Source organism: Gemella morbillorum (assembly GCF_900476045.1).
GTDB lineage: Bacteria > Bacillota > Bacilli > Staphylococcales > Gemellaceae > Gemella > Gemella morbillorum.
This window is the reverse complement of the sequence record NZ_LS483440.1, coordinates 265,248-286,621: the sequence shown is the minus strand read 5'-3', so window position 1 is coordinate 286,621 and position 21,374 is coordinate 265,248. Positions and strand designations below refer to the sequence as shown.

18 protein-coding genes, 1 pseudogene and 1 other annotated feature are annotated in these 21,374 nt (G+C 30.1%); of the genes and pseudogenes, 7 read left to right on the top strand and 12 right to left on the bottom strand.

Going from position 1 to position 21,374, the window contains the following annotated elements; all coding sequences use genetic code 11:
- Positions 1–14: 14 nt before the first annotated feature.
- Positions 15–1,133: a peptide chain release factor 2 gene (gene prfB, locus DQN46_RS01375; protein ID WP_111742736.1), complete on the top strand. Its 1,119-nt coding sequence runs from the start codon at positions 15–17 to the stop codon at positions 1,131–1,133.
- Positions 1,134–1,170: 37 nt separating this feature from the next.
- Here prfB and DQN46_RS01370 read toward each other — a convergent pair whose 3' ends face one another.
- Positions 1,171–1,617: a YehR family lipoprotein gene (locus tag DQN46_RS01370; protein WP_111742735.1), complete on the bottom strand. Its 447-nt coding sequence runs from the start codon at positions 1,615–1,617 to the stop codon at positions 1,171–1,173.
- A 135-nt stretch (positions 1,618–1,752) separates the two neighbouring features.
- Positions 1,753–2,307: a peptide deformylase gene (gene def, locus DQN46_RS01365; RefSeq protein WP_004633201.1), complete on the bottom strand. Its 555-nt coding sequence runs from the start codon at positions 2,305–2,307 to the stop codon at positions 1,753–1,755.
- Positions 2,308–2,772: 465 nt separating this feature from the next.
- Between def and DQN46_RS01360 the strand changes: the two genes are divergently transcribed.
- Positions 2,773–4,464 (top strand): M3 family oligoendopeptidase, encoded by a 1,692-nt coding sequence (locus tag DQN46_RS01360; protein ID WP_111742734.1) that lies wholly within the window; start codon positions 2,773–2,775, stop codon positions 4,462–4,464.
- A 128-nt stretch (positions 4,465–4,592) separates the two neighbouring features.
- A complete protein-coding gene (locus DQN46_RS01355; protein ID WP_111742733.1) occupies positions 4,593–5,327 on the top strand; it encodes an HAD family hydrolase in 735 nt (244 codons plus the stop codon).
- A gap of 35 nt (positions 5,328–5,362) precedes the next feature.
- Here the strand turns inward: DQN46_RS01355 and DQN46_RS01350 are convergent, their stop codons facing one another.
- From DQN46_RS01350 to treR, 9 genes are all read right to left on the bottom strand, one after another.
- On the bottom strand, positions 5,363–6,301 hold the full coding sequence (locus DQN46_RS01350) for a hypothetical protein (RefSeq protein WP_111742732.1): 939 nt from the start codon (positions 6,299–6,301) through the stop codon (positions 5,363–5,365).
- Between the two features lie 169 nt (positions 6,302–6,470).
- Positions 6,471–7,388: a homoserine O-succinyltransferase gene (locus DQN46_RS01345; RefSeq protein WP_111742731.1), complete on the bottom strand. Its 918-nt coding sequence runs from the start codon at positions 7,386–7,388 to the stop codon at positions 6,471–6,473.
- A gap of 59 nt (positions 7,389–7,447) precedes the next feature.
- Positions 7,448–7,674: a binding site (T-box leader), on the bottom strand.
- A 141-nt stretch (positions 7,675–7,815) separates the two neighbouring features.
- Complete coding sequence (locus DQN46_RS01340; RefSeq protein WP_111742730.1) at positions 7,816–8,379, bottom strand: histidine phosphatase family protein; 564 nt, start codon at positions 8,377–8,379, stop codon at positions 7,816–7,818.
- A 198-nt stretch (positions 8,380–8,577) separates the two neighbouring features.
- On the bottom strand, positions 8,578–12,249 hold the full coding sequence (locus DQN46_RS01335) for an NEAT domain-containing protein (protein WP_111742729.1): 3,672 nt from the start codon (positions 12,247–12,249) through the stop codon (positions 8,578–8,580).
- Between the two features lie 284 nt (positions 12,250–12,533).
- Positions 12,534–13,100 (bottom strand): histidine phosphatase family protein, encoded by a 567-nt coding sequence (locus tag DQN46_RS01330; protein WP_111742728.1) that lies wholly within the window; start codon positions 13,098–13,100, stop codon positions 12,534–12,536.
- A gap of 13 nt (positions 13,101–13,113) precedes the next feature.
- Positions 13,114–14,082: a class 1b ribonucleoside-diphosphate reductase subunit beta gene (gene nrdF, locus DQN46_RS01325; protein ID WP_004633218.1), complete on the bottom strand. Its 969-nt coding sequence runs from the start codon at positions 14,080–14,082 to the stop codon at positions 13,114–13,116.
- 24 nt (positions 14,083–14,106) lie between these two features.
- Positions 14,107–16,197 carry a class 1b ribonucleoside-diphosphate reductase subunit alpha gene (gene nrdE, locus DQN46_RS01320; protein ID WP_111742727.1) on the bottom strand — a complete coding sequence of 697 codons (2,091 nt, stop codon included), beginning with the start codon at positions 16,195–16,197 and terminating at the stop codon, positions 14,107–14,109.
- Entirely contained in the window at positions 16,184–16,564 is a 381-nt protein-coding gene (gene nrdI, locus DQN46_RS01315) for a class Ib ribonucleoside-diphosphate reductase assembly flavoprotein NrdI (RefSeq protein WP_004633221.1), read from the bottom strand. Before nrdI ends, nrdE begins: the two co-directional genes overlap by 14 nt.
- 269 nt (positions 16,565–16,833) lie before the next feature.
- Positions 16,834–17,556 (bottom strand): trehalose operon repressor, encoded by a 723-nt coding sequence (gene treR, locus DQN46_RS01310; protein WP_111742726.1) that lies wholly within the window; start codon positions 17,554–17,556, stop codon positions 16,834–16,836.
- Between the two features lie 219 nt (positions 17,557–17,775).
- On the opposite strand from treR, the gene DQN46_RS01305 reads away from it, so the two are divergent.
- The 4 genes and pseudogenes from DQN46_RS01305 to DQN46_RS01295 all read left to right on the top strand — a co-directional run bounded on the left by DQN46_RS01305 (position 17,776) and on the right by DQN46_RS01295 (position 19,793).
- Positions 17,776–18,435, top strand: a complete 660-nt coding sequence (locus tag DQN46_RS01305; RefSeq protein WP_111742725.1) for a TIGR01906 family membrane protein — start codon at positions 17,776–17,778, stop codon at positions 18,433–18,435.
- Between the two features lie 129 nt (positions 18,436–18,564).
- A pseudogene (locus DQN46_RS08905) lies at positions 18,565–18,879 on the top strand (YuzB family protein); the annotation flags it as partial.
- Between the two features lie 12 nt (positions 18,880–18,891).
- Entirely contained in the window at positions 18,892–19,116 is a 225-nt protein-coding gene (locus DQN46_RS08900) for an immunoglobulin-like domain-containing protein (protein ID WP_373105317.1), read from the top strand.
- 176 nt (positions 19,117–19,292) lie between these two features.
- Entirely contained in the window at positions 19,293–19,793 is a 501-nt protein-coding gene (locus tag DQN46_RS01295) for a universal stress protein (RefSeq protein WP_004633228.1), read from the top strand.
- 106 nt (positions 19,794–19,899) lie between these two features.
- On the opposite strand, the gene tig is transcribed toward DQN46_RS01295, so the two are convergent.
- The gene (gene tig / locus DQN46_RS01290) at positions 19,900–21,168 is read right to left on the bottom strand and encodes a trigger factor (protein WP_111742723.1); all 1,269 of its coding nucleotides are present in this window, start codon (positions 21,166–21,168) and stop codon (positions 19,900–19,902) included.
- Positions 21,169–21,374 lie beyond the last annotated feature (206 nt).

Genomic DNA, 21,374 nt, shown 5'->3' with positions numbered 1-21,374 from the left:
TGAGGTAAACAAATTTGGAACTTATAGAACTTAAAAAAGAATTGGAAGAAGTAAATAAACAAATATCAGAGTTCAAAACTTCATTAAAGATAGAAGAAAAAGAGCAAAGAGTAGCTGAAATAGAAAATATGATGCTTGATGCTGATTTTTGGAATGATAGCGAGACTGCTAGTACATTAGTTACTGAATCAAAAAGTATAAAAAAAGAACTTGACGAATTTAGCACAATGCTTGACTATCTAAATCACTCCGAAGAAATGATAGAATTTTTAAATGATGAAGATGATGAAGAAATTTATCAAGAACTTATAGAAACTGTTCGAGACTTGAAACAACAGGTAGAAGATTTTAGCTTTAGACTATTATTCGCTGAAGAATATGATAACAATACTGCCATCTTAGAAATTCATGCAGGAGCTGGCGGAACTGACGCTACAGACTGGGCAGAAATTATGCTTCGTATGTATGAACGATTTTTCTCAAAACAAGGACTTACATACAGTTATCTAAACTATCAATCTGGTGATATTACTGGTGTTAAGTCTGCCACATTAAAAATAGAAGGTGATTTTGCCTATGGTTTATTAAAAGGAGAAAAAGGAGTTCACCGTGTAGTACGTATTTCTCCTTTCGATCCATCAGGCAAACGTCATACATCATTCGCCTCAATCGATGTTATTCCAGAATTCTCTGATGAAGAAGCAAATATTGAAATTAATATAGAAGATTTAAAAATAGATACCTATCGTGCACAAGGCGCTGGAGGCCAGCATATCAACACGACAGACTCTGCTGTCCGTATTACTCACCTACCTACTGGTATTGTAGTTCAATCTCAAGCAGAACGTAGCCAAATAAAAAACCGTGACTTTGCGATGAAAAACTTAAAATCAAAATTACATCAACTGGAATTAGAAGAAAAAGAACGCGAGCTTGCATCTATCCGTGGTGAACAAAAAGATATTGGTTGGGGCTCGCAAATACGTTCTTATGTATTTACCCCATATACGATGGTTAAAGATCATAGAACTAACTATGAAGTATCTACCATAGATAAAGTAATGGATGGAGAAATTATCGATTTTATTGATGCTTATCTTCACTACAATATGAAACAAAAGGAAATATTATAAAAGTATAGACCTCTCTGATATTGAGAGGTCTATACTTTTATTTTTTCTCAGTGAACCCTTGTTGCTTAAGCAGTTCTTCTGATTTTTTCATACTTACATCTTGGCCATCTTCTGCTTCTATAGTTATACCAGGTATTCCTTTTAATTGACTTAACTTAGCTTTTGTATAATCTATAGTTAAATTCTCTACTACTTGAGTCTCTTGGAAATCTAGCTTATCCTCTAAGCCTTCTATTCCTTGATATTTTTTAGCAACTGGATCTAATTGTTTTTTCACCTGCTCTTTAGTTAGACCTAAATCAGCATAAACAATAGTATTTTTTGAAGTTTGTTTTACCACTTTATCACCTTTGTAATAAAATGTTAATTCCATCGTTACACCTTTTTGTTGTTTAGTGTAGACTTTTGTTTCTTCTTTAGTTCCAGAGCATCCTACTAAAAACGCAAGTAACAAAATAGAAATTGCCTTTAATATTCTTTTCATGAGTAAATCCCCTTCCTTGTGTTATATATATTTTAAGTATAACACTCTTTTTTGAAAAAGACAATTACCACAAGAAATTTTACATAAAAGAAGAACAATATAAAGTAACTTCTTTATATCGTCCTTTAATATTTATTATAGTTTTTCGTATTCTGCTGGTACGTCAAATGGATTTTCTTTGTTAATATGATCATAAAACATTATACCATTTAAATGGTCTATTTCATGTTGGAAACAAATTGATGGTAAATCAGTTAATGTTAAAGTTATTTTTTCATCATTTTCATTATAACCAACAACCTTAATTTTAGAATATCTTGGTACATATCCTTGTATTTCCTTATCTACCGATAGACATCCTTCCCCTCCTGCTAAATAACATTTAGCTACAGAATTTGAGATAATTTTCGGGTTATACAAAGCATAAGATACTGTATTTTCTGGATTTTCATCATCTGGAATATGAACAGCAATCATACGCTTAGAAACATTAATTTGAGGTGCAGCTAACCCTATTCCTGGTTTCAACCCTAATTTTTCCGCTTTTTCATCATCTTGAGAAGCAATAACATACTCCAATAAACCTCTCAGAGTCGCTTTATCTTCGTCTGAAATAGGCGCTTTTACTTCTTCAGCTCTTGCACGCAAAGTATCATGTGGATCTATAATTATATCTTTTGTTGTAATCAAAATTTTTCTCCTTTATTTCTTTTTACTATACTAAATACTTCTTTATATCATAGTACAATTATTTCATAAATAACAATGAATGTCAAAAGGCAAAGATTTCATTATTAGGTTGCTGCTAATAATGAAAAGTTGGAACATTACTTTCGACTACTTCAAAATCAAAAATATAATTCCAACTATAAAACTTACTTTATATACTTTTCTACCCTGAAAATTCATTATCCTAATTATTATTAATATCTAAATCTTCTGCATTAAAAATAGCATATCCCACATAATAATAACTCGTATTTAATCCTTTTATAAAAATTTTCCTACTATATTACAAAAAAAATTAACTACTCATTATTCTTTATGGTATTACTTATTATTTATAAATCTCCTGAAAGCTATTTTTGTGTTTTTTCACCTTTCATGGTATCATAATAATATTGATAATTAATAAATTAATTTAGGAGGTTGATTATGACTTTTGAAAATTACCAATATACTAGACCTAATGTAGAAGACGTAAAAGTTCAATTATCTAATCTTATAGCTCGTCTTATCTCAGCTAATAGTACAAAAGAAACTTTAGAAATTTTTTATGAATACAATAAACTTCGTGAACACCTAGAAACTATGTCGACATTAGTAGAAATTCGTGCTACTATTGATACAACTGATAAATTCTATGAGGGAGAAAGAGAATTTTGGGACGAATTCTCTCCTGAACTATCATCTCTACAGAGTAAATTCAATAAAGAAATGTATAATTCTAAATTTAAAGATGAATTAAAAAAAGAAATTGGTGAACATTACTTTAATCTTATTGAAACTACATTAAAAGTATTTAGTGATGAAATCATCGATGATTTAAAAGAAGAAAATAAACTTTCATCAGAATATACAAAACTTACATCAAGTGCAAGAATCCCGTTCGATAATGGTGAACATAATCTAAGCGCAATGGCTAAATATACACAAGATGCTAATCGTGAAGTTCGCCATGCAGCAGCAAAAGCAGTTGCTAAATTTTTCAAAGACAACTTAGAACAATACGATAGTATTTATGATCGCATGATTAAAGTTCGTACACGAATCGCTAAAAAACTTGGTTTTGATAACTTCGTTGAAGTAGCTTACCTACGCCTACGTCGCACTGACTATAACGCCAAAGATGTTGCTAATTATAGAAAGCAAATTTTTGAAGAAATAGTTCCGTTAGTAGAAAAAATCAAAAAAGACCAAGCTAAGCGTTTAGGTTTAGAAAGTTTATCATTTCATGATGAAGGTGTTAACTTCAAATCAGGCAATCCTACTCCAAAAGGAGACCGCCCTTACTTAGTTAATGCCGCAAAAACAATGTATAAAGAATTATCACCAGAAACTGATGAATTCTTTACATTTATGACCGAAAACAATTTATTAGACCTTGATACTAAACCTGGAAAAGCAGGTGGTGGTTACTGTACCTTCCTTGCAGATTATAAAGCACCATTTATTTTTGCAAACTTCAATGGTACTCCACATGATGCAGAAGTATTAACTCATGAAGCAGGACATGCATTCCAAGTTTATGAAAGTCGCAACTATATGCCAGATTACATTTGGCCAACATTCGAAGCATGTGAAATTCATTCTATGAGTATGGAATATTTAACTTGGCCTTGGATGGACTTATTCTTCAAAGAAGACACAGAAAAATTCAAGTACTATCACCTTACAGGTTCTCTTAAATTCCTACCTTACGGTGTAACAGTAGACGAATTCCAACATATAATTTATGAAAATCCAGAGCTTTCTCCATTAGAACGTCGTAAGAAATGGTTAGAAATAGAGAAAAAATATCTTCCTTCTCGTTACTATGAAGATATTCCAGAACTTGATGAAGGATTATTCTTCTATCGCCAAGGACATTTATTTGGTATGCCATTTTACTACATTGATTATACACTTGCACAAGTTTGCGCCTTCCAATTTTGGAAAAAAGCAAACGACAATCGTGAGAAAGCATGGAAAGAATACTTACACCTATGTAGACTTGGTGGTACAAAACCATTTACAGAACTTGTAAAAGAAGCAAACTTAGAAAATCCATTCGAAAGTGGCACAATCTCAAATATCGTTCCAGAGCTTAAAAAATATATTGACTCTGTCGATACATCAAAATTCTAAAATAAACATGGGGGATGGTATTAACCTTGCCATTCCCTTAACTATAATTAAATTAACTGAAATAAAATAGAAAATATAAAAAGTTAGCACTTGATATATTTAAAACTTTTTATTAAGGAGATGAAAATATGAATGATAAAAAAATAGCTGCTTTCTTCGATATAGATGGTACGTTGTATAGGGATTCGTTAATGACTGAACATTTTAAAAAATTAATCAAATATGAAGCAGTCGATGAACGTTACTGGATAAACGGAGTTAAAGATACTTATATTAACTGGGATAAGCGCTTTGAAGACTACGACAACTATCTGTTTGACGTGTCAAAAGCGTATGTAGAAGCCATAACCGGACTAGATAAAAAATATATCGACTTTGCCACTGAACAAGTGATAAAACTAAAAGCTGACCGCGTTTACAAATATACACGAAGTGTCATAGAAAAACATAAAAAAGAAGGATATCTGATTATCTTTATTTCAGGAAGTCCCGACTACCTTGTAGAAGCAATGGGGAAAAAACATCATGCTTTCTTAGCCATCGGTAGCACATATATAATGAAAAATAATAAATTTACTGGCGAAGTAATTCCAATGTGGGATTCAGACAGTAAAAATAAAATGATTAATGAACTAGTTAATAAATATAATATCGACCTTGACCAATCCTTTGCGTATGGAGACACAAACGGGGATTACAATATGCTTAGAAGAGTTGGAAATCCAGTCGCTATGAATCCTAGTCATGAACTTCTTAACAAAATAAAAGATAATGAAGAACTATCAAAAAAAGTTACTATTTTAATAGAAAGAAAAGATGTAATCTATAAATCAAAAGCTGATATAGAAATATTAGAAGTATAAAAAATAACCTCGAGAAAAAATTCTCGAGGTTTTCTTTATGTTCTATATAATAATTCTGAACCTTCACTGCTTGACACACGAACAGCTGTTACAAGTCTATCTTTTACTCTTGCATAAAGCTGTGCCTGAGCTGTGAATTTTACTGATTTTCCATTTGCTTTTATAAGTCTAAATGATTTCCCAGAGGAATCCCATTCTATAGAATTACCATCATATTTTCTTAATAAATATCCTTGATAACGATTAACCATCTCTTTATTCAACTTAATAATTCCTGCTTCATCAATAGCTCCACCTATTCCTTTTGCATCAGCTGGTAATGAATTGCTATCATTTAATAGATCTGGATTAGGTCCGCCTAACTCAACATCTGATTTTTTCTTTTTAGCTTCTTCTGCGGCTCTTTCGGCAGCTTCTTTTTCTTTTTTAGCTTTCTCATCAGCTTTTTCTTGAATCTTGTTTCCAAGTTCTTTTAACGCTTGTTCTAGCGAATTATAGTTAAACTTATATTTTTCTAAAATTTGATTAACATTTTTACTAAAGTTAGAATCTTGTTTTAAATTATTTATTTCATCTTCAGCTTTTTTATAATTATCGATATCACTACGCAACCATTTCTCAGCATCAGCGAATGTCTTAGATGTGTCTATTTTTTCCACTCTATCCAAACTTTCTTTCGCATCATCGACCTTTTTATCTTCTAGGCTAATAGATGTATTTTTTAATTCTTTAGCTGCTTTTATATCTGATTTTATAGTTGGAATTAATTTATTAGCGGTGTCTGTTGTCATCTTATCCAGACCTTTGCTTCCAGCATCAAAATTATGATTTATATTAATCATATCAACATATTTTTGATACTCTTCCTTAACTTTTTTGTCACTACCTCCACCGAACATGAAGTAATAACCAATAGCACAGGCGATTAAAAAGACTGCTAGCACTGAAATTTTTCCTATCGTTGCCTTTTTCATAAAAACCTCCTTAAGAGTGATTTTTTCTTAACTAACAACAATATTATCTCATAAATTAAAAAAATTTACTAGAGGAATATTTTAGCTATTCTTTAATATATGAATATAAAACTTTCGCTAATAAATTATATGCTTCATGTGATGAAATGAACTTAGACTTTTTCTTTCCTTACTTTCCTAACTCTCTTAGATTATATGGAGTCTGTTGATATACCTGATTTAACCAGTTATGATAAAATAAATAAGCTATCCCTCTCCATCTATTTTTAGGCATTTTTGTATCATCATTTCCCGGATAATAATTTGCAGGGATTCCTATAGGCAAGTTACTACTTTTATCTCGTATATATTCATTATGAAGTGTATCCGCATCATACTCGATATGGCCTGTTACAAATATTTTTCTTAAATCTTTAGTTGCTAAAAGAAACGTTCCAACATCTTCTGACTTAGCTAATATATCTAACTCAGAGATATTAGGTAATTTCTCTTCTTCTATTTTTGTATGTCTAGAATGCGGCGCTAAAAAAGTATCCGTAAATCCTCGTGTTAAAACATGATTTTCAATAAGAACATCATGTTCAAATACTCCAAACACTTTATCTTCAACCTGCTCTTTTTTTATCCCAAAGTGATAATATAAACTAGCTTGTGCCGCCCAACAAATATTTATTGTTGAAAATACATGCATTTTACTCCATTCAAAAACCTCATTCAACTCAGCCCAATAATTCACCTCTTCAAACTCTAAATGTTCTATAGGTGCACCTGTAATAATAAGTCCATCATAATACTTATCTCTCACTTCATCAAAAGTATTGTAAAACTTTTTCAAGTATGATTGAGTTGTATTTTTCGCAATATGGCTGGTCATATGTAAGAATTCTACAGTTATTTGAAGCGGAGAATTTCCTAAAAGTCTTAGTAATTGACGTTCAGTTTCTTCTTTTTTAGGCATTAAATTTAAAATCAATATTTTTAAAGGCCTAATATCTTGATTTTTAGCCCTATTTTCCTCTATTACTACTACTCCCTCTTCTAATAATTTATTTTTTACTGGCAATTCATTTTGTATACATATTGGCATTTTTTCGTTCTCCTTAACTTTTCTAAAATAAAAAACTCGTCCCTATTACAATTAATTGCAATAGGGACGAGTCTATCGTGTTACCACCCATGTTTATGAATATAAATTCACCTTATTCGATACTAATTCATATCGTTGTGCTATATCGTGCACCTACGTAATTATCTATTAGATAACTATTGCTCTAAGACCATTTTCAATTATATCTTTTCTTACTTTCTTACACCAGCCGAAAGTTCTCTGTTTTGAATAAATAATAACTTACTTATCTCTTCAATGCTTTTTGATATTAATTTACTTAATAGTATAAAGAATCTAATAATATTTGTCAACAGAGATTCTTTTTAAAATTGTAATTTTATGCGACGTGATTTTTAAAAGCATGCTTATATAATTTTCAAAATAACAAAAATCTTATAAAATTTTATTATTTATTAAATTCTATAAGTTCAAACTTATCCCCATCATATTCAAGAACACTAACTGAAGTATTTATAATCACTCCACGTCCTACTTTTTTAATTCCTTTTTCTGTTAAAAATGAACGAATTAGTCCACCATGACACACAGCCAATATAGTCTTATCAGGGTTCTCTCTATATTTTTCTTTGAAAAATTCTTCTACTCTATCCGCCGCATCAGCATCTAACTCCATTCCACGTGTTTCTCCATTTTCTAATCCTGCTGCATATTCAGTAAATGATATTCCCTCATAGTCTCCATATGATTTTTCTATTAAACGTTTATCTTTTATGACGTCTAATGCTTTATTTACCTTGTTATTAGAATTATCCAACATATATCTAGCAGTATCAAAAGCACGCCCCAATGTACTGCTATAGGCTACATCTATATTGTAATCCGTTATTTTCTTCCCCGCTTCTTTCCCCTGTTTTATTCCTTCTTCATTTAACGGTATATCGCTATGACCTTGTACCTTTTTGTTTTTATTATAATCCGTTTCTCCATGTCGTGCTAAAATTATACGCATATTAATTTCTCCTTCTATAATTAACTATACACCTTATTATAAAATATTCATTTTTAAAAATAAAGCTTAATCTGTTTATATTTATAATTATCGTTAAATATAGATTTCAGTATAAATTTTTATTACCGAAAAATAATAAGAGATACTTGTAATTTATAAAGTATCTCTTATTTATTATATTATAAACATTATTGATTTTTAGTTTCTACGTCTAGCAATCAACAGTGTTCCTAACAACACTAATACTCCAACTATTAAACTTAAAGCCCCTGATGTAAGCCCTGTTTTAGGCAATATACCAAAATTATTTTTTGAAATATTATTATTTTGATTTAAATTATTGTTTTTGTTATTATCAAAATTATTATTTCCACCGTTGTTAGGTTTATTATTGTTATTATTGTTATTATTATTGTTGTTATTGTTGTTATTGTTGTTATTAATTTTAGATTTTACAATAGTAAATGTACTAAAGTGATTTGTAAAGAATGTTAATTTCCCATCTTTATAAGCGCTCGGTATAAATTCTAGAGCATTGTTATTAACATAGTAAACTTCTACTTTTTCATCATCACTTTTCTCAACATCTAGAGTAACTGCTCGTGTATCCCCATTTTTTGCAATTCCATTATTATTTTTATCAACAAGATGAATATCAAAAGTATTAATGATTGTTGCCTGCGCTGATACCTTACTTGCAACAAGTTTTTTTACTTTATCAACAATATCTACACTTGAATTTTTCACTACAACTTCGTTAGCTTTAATAACTGAATTATCAAGTGATGCTGTAATATCCTTATTATCCAGTTTTGCAGAAAGTTCATCTTTAGAAGTTGCTTTTTCTATTATATCTATCAACCTTGCTTTCTCTTCTATAGAAATGTCCTGTTTATTAGCAACCTCTGTTTTTGCTATTTTTTTCAACTCGTTAAGCTTCTCTAATTTTTCTCGTTGACGCGCATCTTCTTCATCACTAGGAACTTCTGGACGTTCTATTTTTGTTGAAATAACTAATTTGGCTTCCGGTCTAGCTGTTCCCATACCATCATTGGCAACTCGGATATTATAAGTATTTTTAACATCTTTTTCCAACTCCACCAATAGTTTTTTCTTAAAGTTTGTTATTTCTCCAGTTAATGAACTGATGTCATCATATTTATTTACCACATGATAAGGTAATTTTTCTTTATCAATTTCACCTTTAAATACATCTAAATCAAGTAAGTGTGCATGTATTTTCCCAAAAAGCATAGTTTTTAAATCAATATCTAAGTATGTTTTATTTGGTGTATAAATAAGTTTTGCTTTATTAACAAATACATTATTCGCCATAGATGTATCTTCTGGATTATAGAATTTTTTCACCGAAAATTCTACATCTTGTGTAGGATACTTGTATTCAAGGTTATTAAGTTCATTTTGCAATTCTTTTATATTCTTAGCTAGTTGTTCACCATCATTGTAAGAAGAATTTACTTTGTTTTTTAAATTTTCAAGCTTCGCAAGTTTTTTTGATGTCAATAAAGAATGTAAAACATCAGAGTTTACGATACCGATAAGTGATTTGGCATTATCTTGTAGATATTTTAGATTAGCTGTCTTATTCGATTTTATAGCTTTAAGATTAGTATCTAAAACTTCCAGATGCATAATAATCGTATTTAAGTTTGGTTTTGGTCGTTTAAGTGTTTTTTCAATCTTCACTAACTCTGCTTCTAAATTCGATTTCGCAACAGAAACATCTGAAGTTTCTGAAATAACTTTTTTCACTTCACTAACTTTATTTTTTAGTTCGCCTATTTTTTCTTTTGTAAGTGTTTCGGTATTTTTTTGCGCTATAATAAAGTACGCTTCATCACTATTAACATTAAATTCATAATCAGAATTACTTGTGTTAGATGGTATTAATCTCAAACGACCATTTTCGTAAATGTATGTATGTGTATTTTTGTCGGCTGAAAAATTAGATAATTTTAACTTAAATATTGGATTTTCTGAAATATTCCATCCTTCTTTGTCAATAGGAGTAAACTTAGAACCATCTTTTTTAGTAATATTTAGTTTAAATGTTTTGGCATTAGAAAGCCCCAAATCCATAATTTGACTTTCTAATATTTTATTTAAGCTTTCTTCATCAATATTAGAAGTTTTTACACTAACATTATCATCTAATAAGAATTTTTTGTTAGATGAAAGTGTTGCATTATACTCTTTCTCTGATATTGTAATCTTAGAATTAACGTTATCTAAAGTCATCTTATCAAAAGGAAGCTTATATGTTTTAGTTTCGCTAGAAATACTACCATCCGCATTGAAACTTTTCACTTTAAGAGTTAGTTCCCCACCTTCCGCGGGCACTTTTGATTCGTCAGAAAATGGATTTATCGTTAAACTATAATAAAATTCTGGTTTATACGGATCTGCATTAGCAAATCTTATTGTAGCATCTTTAGAAGAAAACGTCGGTTCACTTCCATCAAGGGTATATTTAATATGACGTGTTTGTGTATTAATAAGATTTTTTCTCTCAAAAGCAACATCTATATTAAAGAAATAATTATCAGCTAACTTAAATTTATCACCATTGATACCATTATATGGTGAATAAGAAATTCCATTTTTAGAAAAATCAAGCGGTTGTTTCTTATCTCCTGCTTTCTTAATGGTAACCCCTCGTAAAACTGGTTTAATAGCTACTAAGTTTGGAGCGTCAACAGTTGTATCTTTTTGAACAATATTTTCTTTATCACTCCAAGTAATTGTCCCGTATTGTGTCACCATTCTTGCTGGATACTGAAAATCCCCAAATATAATCACTTGTTTTTTCCCTGTTACAGGTATTTTAGCCTCAGAAATTTCATAAACAGTATCATTTTCTCCTTTGGCAACAACTGTTTCTAAGACTTTTGTTTCAGGCGTTTTTCTGTCACCCTGGCTAGCATTTTCAGAGAAAGCATATTTTATATTCTGCAATCCATCATTATTTCGACCTTCCCCAACTTTACTATAATATTTTAACAACAAGTATTGTTCATTATCTTTTGTAACTAATTGTCCAATAGTATCAACATTTTTACGTACTTTAGGTGTTGTTACTGTATCATCCTTAACCTTTATTTCTACATATTTACTTTTTTCAGTATTTGGTACACTAGGTTTCTCATCTAACTGTATAGTTTTAAGATTATTAAAATCGTATGTAAGAGTAACGTTTTGTGTCCCTGAGCCAAGAAATTCCATAACAGGTACAAAAACTTGTCCATATGTAGTCAATTTCTTATTGTTATCAATTTTCCCTTTATCTACTTGATACTCAATAGTTTTTGGATAAGCTGTACGATCTGGATATTTTTTCTTGTATGTTTCAAAAAATTCATCCTTTTTATCTGCAGAATAATATTCCTTTATTGTCGTCTCTTTAAATTCATCATCACGAATATCATCTAAAGGATTTTGATGCTTTCCTCCTGTTTTATCTCCATAATAATACTTAAGATTACCCAAATATCCAGTAAGATTGTTTAATGTAATAGGTTTAAAATTTAAACTAACTGTATACTTTCCATCTTTCACAGTTAACGTTGCACTTTCTGAAACTGCGGCATTAGCCATAGAAGGTCCCCCTGTGTAAAAATTCGTCAAATTCACAGGTACAGAGTATTTTCCGTTTTTAAGATTTTTTACGTCTACTTCGCCCGTTTCTACTTTTTCAACATTATTATCCAATAATGTTTCCGAGCTAGCTGCAGCTGAAGATTCTAGATTTGTTTTTTGAGCAAATGCTATATTATGATTAGAAATAGACTGTGGCATCGATGTAATAATAACTCCAGCAAATATCATGAGTAATATATTATTCTTTTTCATGTTTTCACCTCTTATAAATTATTTGAAAAGACTATTTAGCAACCCTTTATATCCCTGATAACAATAAAAATTTAATTGATAAAGATAACTATTATCAATGTAAAAGGCTAAAAAAAATTGCTATAGGCTCCCTTCTATTCTATCATATTATAAAGGTAGTCGCAACAAAAAACAAAAATTAGTTAATATAGTACGCTTTATCCGTACTATTACAACAAAAAAAAGCTCTAATGCAATATATTACAGAATAATATATTGTTTAGAACTTTTTATTTATATCAATTTTAGATATTAAACTTTTCTAATACAAAGTGACTTCCATCAAATCGTAAAATATTCAATGCCGTATTTTTTATAAGCTCTCTTGTTTCAGGATATAAACCTAATTCTCGTAGAAAAATACGTATCAAAGCTCCATGACAGACTACAAGTATCGTTTTATTATTGTAATCTTCATACTTATCTAAAAAGAAAGAATGTGCTCTCTTATAGACATTTTCTTCTTGTTCAATTGTTTCTAAGTTTGAACCTGTATCTAGCGCTTTGAAATATTCATCGAATGTTGAACCTTCAAAATCTCCAAAATACTTTTCAATTAACCTTGAATCAGTTACTAAATCTAGACTTTCATTTTGGCTATTGTTAGAATTGTCAAGCATAAGACGTGCTGTTTCCAGCGCTCTTTTTAGCGGACTACTAAAGACTGCATCAATATCAAAGTCGGTGATTTTTTGCCCAGCATTTATAGCCTGCTCTTTCCCCGTTTCATTTAAAACAATATCACTATGACCTTGAATAAGTTTATTTTTATTAAAGTCGGTCTCACCGTGCCTTACTAATAATATTTTCATAAGTACGATCTAATTATTCGAAAATAAAATCTTCGTCTTCGATTGACTCAACGTTCATACTAACTACATATCCGTCTCCTTTAACACTAAAGAAGTCGTGGTTTTTAGTAGATGTATTCATAGCATTTTCGATAATTGGGTTGATTTCTTTGTCTTCAAAGTATCCAGGATATCCTAGATTTGCTAAAGCACGATTGGCATTGTACTCAACATAGTCTTTGACCTCTTCGAATAAACCAATTTCTCCATAAATATCTTTTGTATATTTAAGCTCATTTTCGTATAAATCAAGTAATAATGTGTACATTTCTTTATTAGCTTTTTCTTGTTCTTCTGGTGTTAAAGTTTTGAAAATCTCTTGTGCATCAAAACCTGTAAAACTTCCATGAATAGTTTCATCTAATAATATCTTACGGATAATTTCTCCAGATGTTGTAAGTTTCCCTTGCCCAGCTAGATATAATGGATAGAAGAATCCACTGTAGAAAATATAACTTTCAAGGAAAACAGAAGCAACACGTGCCATATATAAATCATAAGTCGGCACTTCTGGTTTAAATAATTTTAGATAATAACTTTCGATAAGTTGTGCTTTATATTGAAGTTCTTCGTTATTTGGAACCCACTCATCTAATAAATAATCTGTTTCTTTACTAGGAATAAGTGATGTAAAGATAGTTGAATAACTTTTCGCATGCATTTGCTCCATCATTCCCATAAAGCTATAAACAGCTTGTTTTCTCATATCTTCTGTGTGAAGAGATACTAAAGGCATCCCTTTATCCCCTTGTTGAGTATCTAATCCTGTTAGACCTGCAAGAACTTTTTTATAAGCATCTCTTTCTTTATCGTTTAAGTCTTCGTTCCAGCTTTTAATATCTTTTGATACTTTGAACTCTGTATCTACCCAAAATTGAGCGATATTTTGACGCCAGTACATAAATGTTAGGTCGTCTTGTTTATTCCAGTTTACTGCTTTCATAGTTAATAATAATTCCTCTCTTTTCTATATCGAACATGATGTACATTCTTCAACTGAAAGAAGTTTGTTTCTTGTGTAGTATAGTGATTTCAATCCTTTGTGATGAGCATAAATGTAATATCTAGCTAACTCTCTTGTTGTAATATCAGAATTTACATATAAAATTACAGAGATACCTTGGTCAATATGTTCTTGGATTACCGCCATTAGGTCGATAAGTTTCATTTGATCCATTGTAAATGCTGATTTATAGTACCATTGTGTTTTTGGGCTAAGGTATGGCATTGGATAGAATGTTTCGGCATTACCATAACTTCTGCGTTCAATTTTGTCAACAATCGGTAGTACACTTGATGTTGAGTTTTGAACGTATGATATACTTTGTGTTGGAGCAATCGCCATTCTATACGCATGGTATAATCCATTTTCTTTTACTCTATTTTTTAGACTGTGCCAATCTTCTTTTGTCGGAATATAAATTCCCTCAAATAATTCTTTAACTTTCTCTGATTTTGGAAGATAATCATTTGTAATATACTTAGTGAAATATGTTCCATTGTAGTAATCAGATTTTTCGAAATCTTTAAATGTTTCTTTACGTTCTTTAGCGATTTGCATTGAGCGTTCTATAGTGTAATAGTTCATCATCATAAAGAAGACATTAGCAAAATCTTTTGCCTCTTCACTATCATAAGCGATTAAGTTTTTCGCTAAGTAACCGTTTAGGTTCATCGCCCCAAGCCCAACAGAGTGGAACTCTTCGTTTGCTTTTACTACACCAGGTGCATTTTTAATTTTTGTTGAATCACTAACAAATGTTAAAGCATCCATGCCTGAATAGATTGACTCTTTAAGTTTTTTGCTTTCCATTACATTAACAATGTTTAATGAAGCAAGGTTACATGAAATATCACGTTTGATAACATCACTTTCGCCATAGTCTTTAATTACAGAAGTTTCTTGAAGTTGGAAAATTTCTGTACATAGATTACTCATTTTAACTTGACCAATTTCGCGAAGTGCATGGTTTTTGTTTGCATTGTCTTTGAACATTAAATATGGATATCCTGATTGTAATTGTGTTTGCGCTATAAGGTTAAGCATATCACGCGCATCAAATTTACGCTTAATAATATTTTCATTAGCAACGAACTCATCATAGTATTCTGCGATATCAATATCATCTAATACTAAACCATACTCTTCATAAATAGAATGTGGCCCGAACATATAAAATTCTTTGTTCTCACGTGCTAAATCAAAGAATAATGACGGTACAATAATACCTGTAGAAATAGTTGGTAAACGTAATTCTTCATCGGCATTAACTTTTTTCGTATCTAAAAATTCTAACACATCATAGTGGAAGATATTTAAGTATACCGCTCCTGCTCCAGGGCGTTGTCCAAGTTGATCTGCATAAGCAAAACCTTGTTCTAATGATTTGGCCACTGGAATAACACCTTTTGCTACCCCTTTTATACCTTTAATACTTTCACCACGCGCACGAAGTTTTGATAGGTTAATCGCAACCCCCCCACCAATTTTTGAAAGTTGTTTCGCTGTTGAATCAATGTAGTTGATAGAATTTAACGAGTCTCCTACTTCTAATAAGAAACAAGAAACTAACTCTCCACGACGGCTTCTTCCAGAGTTTAGGAATGTTGGTGTTGCTGGCTGTAATCTTTGTTCAAGCATTGAAATCATAAGTTCTTTAGCTAATGCTGTATTTCCATCACCAAGATACATTGCTACAATAAATACGTGTTGATTAAAGTTTTCTAAATATTGTTTTTTATCGTTAGTTTTTAATGCATAATCTTTGTAGAACTTACTTGCTGCCATATAGCTCTTAAACTCAAATTTGAAATTTTTAGCAAGCTCTAGACATTCTACTATTTCATCTTCAATATATTTATCAAAAATATTATAATAGAAGTTTTCTTCTACTAAATATCTTAATCTTTTCATTTCTGAACTGAATTTTACAGTTTTATAGTCAACTTCACGAAGAAATTCTGCAATAGCTTCTTGGTCTTTTTCTAACTTGAAAAATCCATTTTCTCCTCTTTTAGTTACTTCATTATTAAGCTCTATATGATTAAATTTCTCCATTATCAACACTCTCCAAATATATTTTTCTAAATTTTATTAAATCTTTTGTATTCCCATGTAATTCTATTTTCATCAGTAGCGGGACATTATATTGCTCACTTATTATTTCAGCAGCTTTCGCAAATCTATTTCCCCAATTTTTATTTCCACTTCCCACTACTCCTTTTAGGTGCTTGTGATTTTCTCCTAAGAATCTCTCAACATCTTCTGGGACTTTTCCAAAACCAATAGTTGGCGTTATTAGTATATAGTCAAAATCAACCTCATAATCGATTTCCCATAGGTCTATAACATCTTCTTCTGGTAGTTTACACATCTCCACAAATCTTTTGCAATTGCCTGTTAATGAAAAGAAAATTACTTTCATCTTTCTCACTCTCCCACAAAAAATATTTCCGAAATATTTCCCGGAAATTTCTAACTCAATAATAATTATACACTCTATTATTCTTTTTTTCAATAATTATTTACTTATTTTTTTTACTTTTTTTATTTTAAAAATTTATTATTTTTTTTAAATATTACTATTGTAAATTACTAGCCTTTTTCTTTTAAATTGATAGAAAATATTAAGACAAAGAATTTAAAAAAGATTTTAAGAAGATTCTATCCTCTTAAAATCTTTTTATCTGACATTTAATTATTTTTATTTGATGTTCTACGCGCAAACTCTGAAAAATAAAAGTTATCTACTCTATGGCGACTCTCATTGTAATGTAAAAAATCTGTTCCCTCGGTATAAACATCGCTTCTCAAAACTGCTATATGATGATGACCATTTAAGTCAATATACTCATGATCTTCACCATTTACAGGCTCAATTTTAAAGTCTTTATTTCCATAAGAAATTTTAATCCCTAAATCTTGTTCTAAATATTCATATAAAGATTCTTCAACACGTTTAGTAGGAAGATTCCCTATTGTATTTTTTCTAATATAATCTTTATCCAAAATTACCGCCTCACCATTGATAATACGTTGACGCAACAAGTAAGTAAGCTTTTCTCCAGGTTGAACAACACCTAACTTAACTAAAAATTCAGGAGCTTCAACTTCTTCATTTACTATTACTTTTGTCCTTGCTTCTAAACCTTGGAATTGATGACGTTCTTTAAAACTTAATATCCCCGTTACTGGTAATCTATATCTATGAACATCTAAAACTATTGAACCCTTTCCTTGTATTTTATGAATATAACCATTTTCTAAAAGCAATAGCAAGGCTTTTCTTATAGTTTCCCTAGAAACATTATATTTTTTAGCTAATTCATTCTCACTTGGTAAAATGCTATTAGCTTTGTATTGCTTATTTTCTATTTGTTCTCTTAATTCTAAATAGATCTTAAAAAACTTATTCATGATTTCCCCCAAAATAAATAATTATGTGTATACATTTTAACATAATTTTACATAATAGCAAACGGTTTTTACTCAAAAATTCCTATTATTTAAACTATTTTTCGTTATTTGCTGTAAATATATAAATTAATAATATTTTCAACAATTTATTAGCCAATATATTTTTTCTTTTTACACATTTAATTGGTATGTTATAATATTTATTGTGGAGGTACAACTATGAAAAACTTTTTCACTTATAGTATTATTACTATTCAAAACTTTGCTTTATTTATATTCAGTATTTTAGCAATCATTTTTTATACTTGTTTTAATCTTGATTTTTATAAAAATTTCTATGAAAAGGAGAATTTGGCACCTTCTATAAATACAACTAACTCTGAACTAATAGATAACACAGAAAATTTGCTAGCATATTTAAAAGGTAATGCTTCATTAAATAAAAATTGGTTTTCTGATAAAGATATACTACACATGGTTGATGTTAAACATCTTTATGATGTTAGTTTCAAGGTGATGATTATTTGCTTGATAATCTTTTTTATAACTACGATAATCATTATAATTACTAAAAAAACTAAAACTTTACTTTATATCACAAAAGCATTTAATAAAACTTTAACCATATTTATCTTGTTAATTGCTATACTTACCGGTATTATTACTTATAACTTCAATTCGTTTTGGATTAAGTTCCACACTATCTTATTTTCAAATGACCTGTGGTTACTTAGTCCAGATGAATCTAATTTAATAAAAATGGTCCCTGAAGAATTTTTTATAAGTTTAATTACTAGAATAATCATTCATATTTTTATAGTGTTTTTCTTATTGTTAATAACAAATATTGTTCTTAAAAGAAAAATTGTGTCTAAATAAGCTATTTAATTATATTCAACATAGGTCTGTTCTTATTAAAATCTTGTGTTTTAAAATTTTATTTATTTATAGAATGTGATATAATTGTTTTTATCTTAATGCAATAATAAATTGATGAAAGGAAATATAATGGCTAGAAATGATAAAGATGTAGTTACTGAAGACAAAGTAACGTTTAGAGTATGTGATGCCTGCCTAGGAGTTAACCTTAAAACTTTGATTCCTAAGCTTAAGAAAAAAGCTCCTAATGCTGAGTTCATTATAGGTTGTCAATCATACTGCGGTCCCGGTAGAACTCAAACATTCACCCTTGTTAATAGTAGAATTTGTATTGCCGATACTGAGGTTGAGCTTATGCCTTTAGTGGATGAAAAACTTCGTGATAGAATGAGCGCCGAAGATGAAGAAAAATATAGAAAACGTCTTGAACGTCGTCTTGAAAGAACATTTTATTTTATTGTTCCTGAAAATACTTCTATTAAAATAGGAGAAGAGATAGATATAAGTTCTAATGGCGTTATTGCCCGTAAAGCAGGAAAATCATATCTTGATGAACTTATTATAGAAGGACAAGTAGACAATACTACCCCTGGAACTTATGATATTATTTATAAAATAAATATTGATGGTAAGGAGCACAAACGAACTCGTACTATTACTGTAACAGATGAAAACAGCTAATATGTTTTCCAAAGAACATATAATTAACCCTTTTTTTAGAATAATAATCTAAAAAAAGGGTTAATTTATAGCTCTAAACGAACTAAAGTTATTTTATTTTTTTTGAAAATAGCGTTTACTTTTTGTGTAAATGTGTTATAATATAATTAAAGATAAATAGGTTGGAGGTTTTAATTATGGAAAACAAATATTCTAAAATACTAGTTGCTGTTGATGGTTCTAAACAAGCTGAGTGGGCTTTTAAAAATGCCGTAGCTATAGCACAGAGAAATGAAGATGCAGAATTATACATTGCCTCTGTTATTGATGCGACAATTGCTACTTCTGGTTTATCAGATCCATATATCTTCAACTCATTCTACAAACGTACTAAAGAATTAGTTGATAGTTATGTTGAATCTGCTAAAAAAGATGGGCTTACTAAAGTCTTTGGTATTGTTGAACAAGGTATTCCAAAAATCGTGTTAAGCGAAGACATCGTTGATGAAAAAGAAATTGACTTAGTAGTTTGTGGATCTTCTGGTTTAACAGGATTCAAACGTATGCTTATGGGTTCAGTATCTGAAGGTATTGTTAGATACGCTAAATGTGATGTAATAATCATTAAACAACGTTCTATCCCTGAAGATTTTGAAGCTACTATCGCTAAAAAATTCCAAGAAGATCAAGATAAATAAAATAATTTTAATACCCTTAGATGAAAATTTATCTAAGGGTATATTTTAATTTCAAAAACAAGCTACTATTCTATAATAGTAACTTGTTTTTTGTTTCATATAATTATTAGTTATTTTCTTTTAAGAATTCAACAGTTTTTTGGATGATTAACTCTCCACGAAGATCTTCAACGCTAATACGTGTTCTTACACCTTCTTCTGTCATATTATACATAGTTGCAAGTTCTTTTACTTCTGCATCGATATCAGCATCTGTTACTTCAACTTTCTCAACTTCCGCAATTTCACCTAATACGAATGAAGTTTTGATTTTATTTTCAGCGTCAGAACGCATCTCTGCTTTAAGCTCATCAGCACCTTTACCTGTGAATTGTTCATATAATTCAAATGATAATCCTTGACGTGATAAGTTCCCAGCGAATTGTTCGAACATAGAATTAACTTCTTGATCGATTAGTTTTGTCGGTACTGTTAATTTTGCATTTTCAACAGCTGTAGAAATCACTTTGTCAGAATAAGCTTTTGCAGCCGCTTCTTCTTTTTGAACTTTGATTTCTCCTCTTAATTTTTCTTTGTATTCAGCTACTGTTGAAGCTGCTTCTTTTGAAAATTCTTTAACAAACTCATCTGTTAACTCTGGTAAAACTTTTTCTTTTACATCGTGAATTGTTACTTCAAATTTTGCTTCTTTTCCTGCTAAATCAGCTACTTGATAGTTTTCTGGGAATGTTACATTAACTTCAGTATCTACTGGGGCAACTTTCCCTTCTAATTGATCTTCGAATCCTGGGATAAACGAACCTGAACCTAGCTCTAACTCATATCCTTTAGCTTCTCCACCTTCGAATGCTTCATCTCCGATGAATCCTTTAAAGTCGATAACTACGATATCTCCTTTTTTAGCTTCACCTTCTTTAATTTGCCATTCAGCTTGGTTGCTTAGTAGTCTTTCTAATCTTTCTTCTACATCGGCATCAGTTACTTCCACTTCTTCTTTTTTAATTCCTAAGTGTTTATATTCACCTAATTCTACATTTGGTTTTACAGTAACTACAGCTTCAAATGAAACTCCATTTTCTTTGCTAATTTCTTTAACATCGATATCTGGCATAGCTAATGGTGAAACTTTTAACTCATCAATAGCTTTAGTATAAGCAGCTGGTAACACTGCATCTACTGCATCTTGGTATAATGCTTCTTCACCATACATTTTGTTAAATACGGCTCTTGGTAATTTACCTTTTCTAAATCCAGGCGCATTAACGCGTTTTACAGCGCGTTTGAATGCACTATCTAATCCTTTCGCAAACTCTTCTTTTGATGCTGAAAATGAAATAACTACTTTTCCATCTTCTTGATTTAAAATTTGTGACATTTATTCTTCCTCCAAAATACTTTTTAGTATTACAAAAATATTAGTATAAAATACTAAAAACTCTTGATTAATTATATAGTAAATGTAGTAAAAAGTCAATTGTTAGTGTTGGAAAATGTACTCTCTAAAAGTTTTCTCAATATATTCTTCAGCAAATCAGGTACAATATCTAGCGCTTTTTCTAATACACTAAAAAATAATAACTT

Excerpts from the sequence above, each read along its gene's own strand:
- DQN46_RS01370 (WP_111742735.1), bottom strand. The coding sequence starts at position 1,617 with ATGAAAAGAATATTAAAGGCAATTTCTATTTTGTTACTTGCGTTTTTA.
- DQN46_RS01360 (WP_111742734.1), top strand. The coding sequence starts at position 2,773 with ATGACTTTTGAAAATTACCAATATACTAGACCTAATGTAGAAGACGTA.
- DQN46_RS01355 (WP_111742733.1), top strand. The coding sequence starts at position 4,593 with ATGAATGATAAAAAAATAGCTGCTTTCTTCGATATAGATGGTACGTTG.
- DQN46_RS01350 (WP_111742732.1), bottom strand. The coding sequence starts at position 6,301 with ATGAAAAAGGCAACGATAGGAAAAATTTCAGTGCTAGCAGTCTTTTTA.
- DQN46_RS01345 (WP_111742731.1), bottom strand. The coding sequence starts at position 7,388 with ATGCCAATATGTATACAAAATGAATTGCCAGTAAAAAATAAATTATTA.
- DQN46_RS01340 (WP_111742730.1), bottom strand. The coding sequence starts at position 8,379 with ATGCGTATAATTTTAGCACGACATGGAGAAACGGATTATAATAAAAAC.
- DQN46_RS01335 (WP_111742729.1), bottom strand. The coding sequence starts at position 12,249 with ATGAAAAAGAATAATATATTACTCATGATATTTGCTGGAGTTATTATT.
- DQN46_RS01330 (WP_111742728.1), bottom strand. The coding sequence starts at position 13,100 with ATGAAAATATTATTAGTAAGGCACGGTGAGACCGACTTTAATAAAAAT.
- nrdF (WP_004633218.1), bottom strand. The coding sequence starts at position 14,082 with ATGAAAGCAGTAAACTGGAATAAACAAGACGACCTAACATTTATGTAC.
- nrdE (WP_111742727.1), bottom strand. The coding sequence starts at position 16,197 with ATGGAGAAATTTAATCATATAGAGCTTAATAATGAAGTAACTAAAAGA.
- nrdI (WP_004633221.1), bottom strand. The coding sequence starts at position 16,564 with ATGAAAGTAATTTTCTTTTCATTAACAGGCAATTGCAAAAGATTTGTG.
- treR (WP_111742726.1), bottom strand. The coding sequence starts at position 17,556 with ATGAATAAGTTTTTTAAGATCTATTTAGAATTAAGAGAACAAATAGAA.
- DQN46_RS01305 (WP_111742725.1), top strand. The coding sequence starts at position 17,776 with ATGAAAAACTTTTTCACTTATAGTATTATTACTATTCAAAACTTTGCT.
- DQN46_RS01295 (WP_004633228.1), top strand. The coding sequence starts at position 19,293 with ATGGAAAACAAATATTCTAAAATACTAGTTGCTGTTGATGGTTCTAAA.
- tig (WP_111742723.1), bottom strand. The coding sequence starts at position 21,168 with ATGTCACAAATTTTAAATCAAGAAGATGGAAAAGTAGTTATTTCATTT.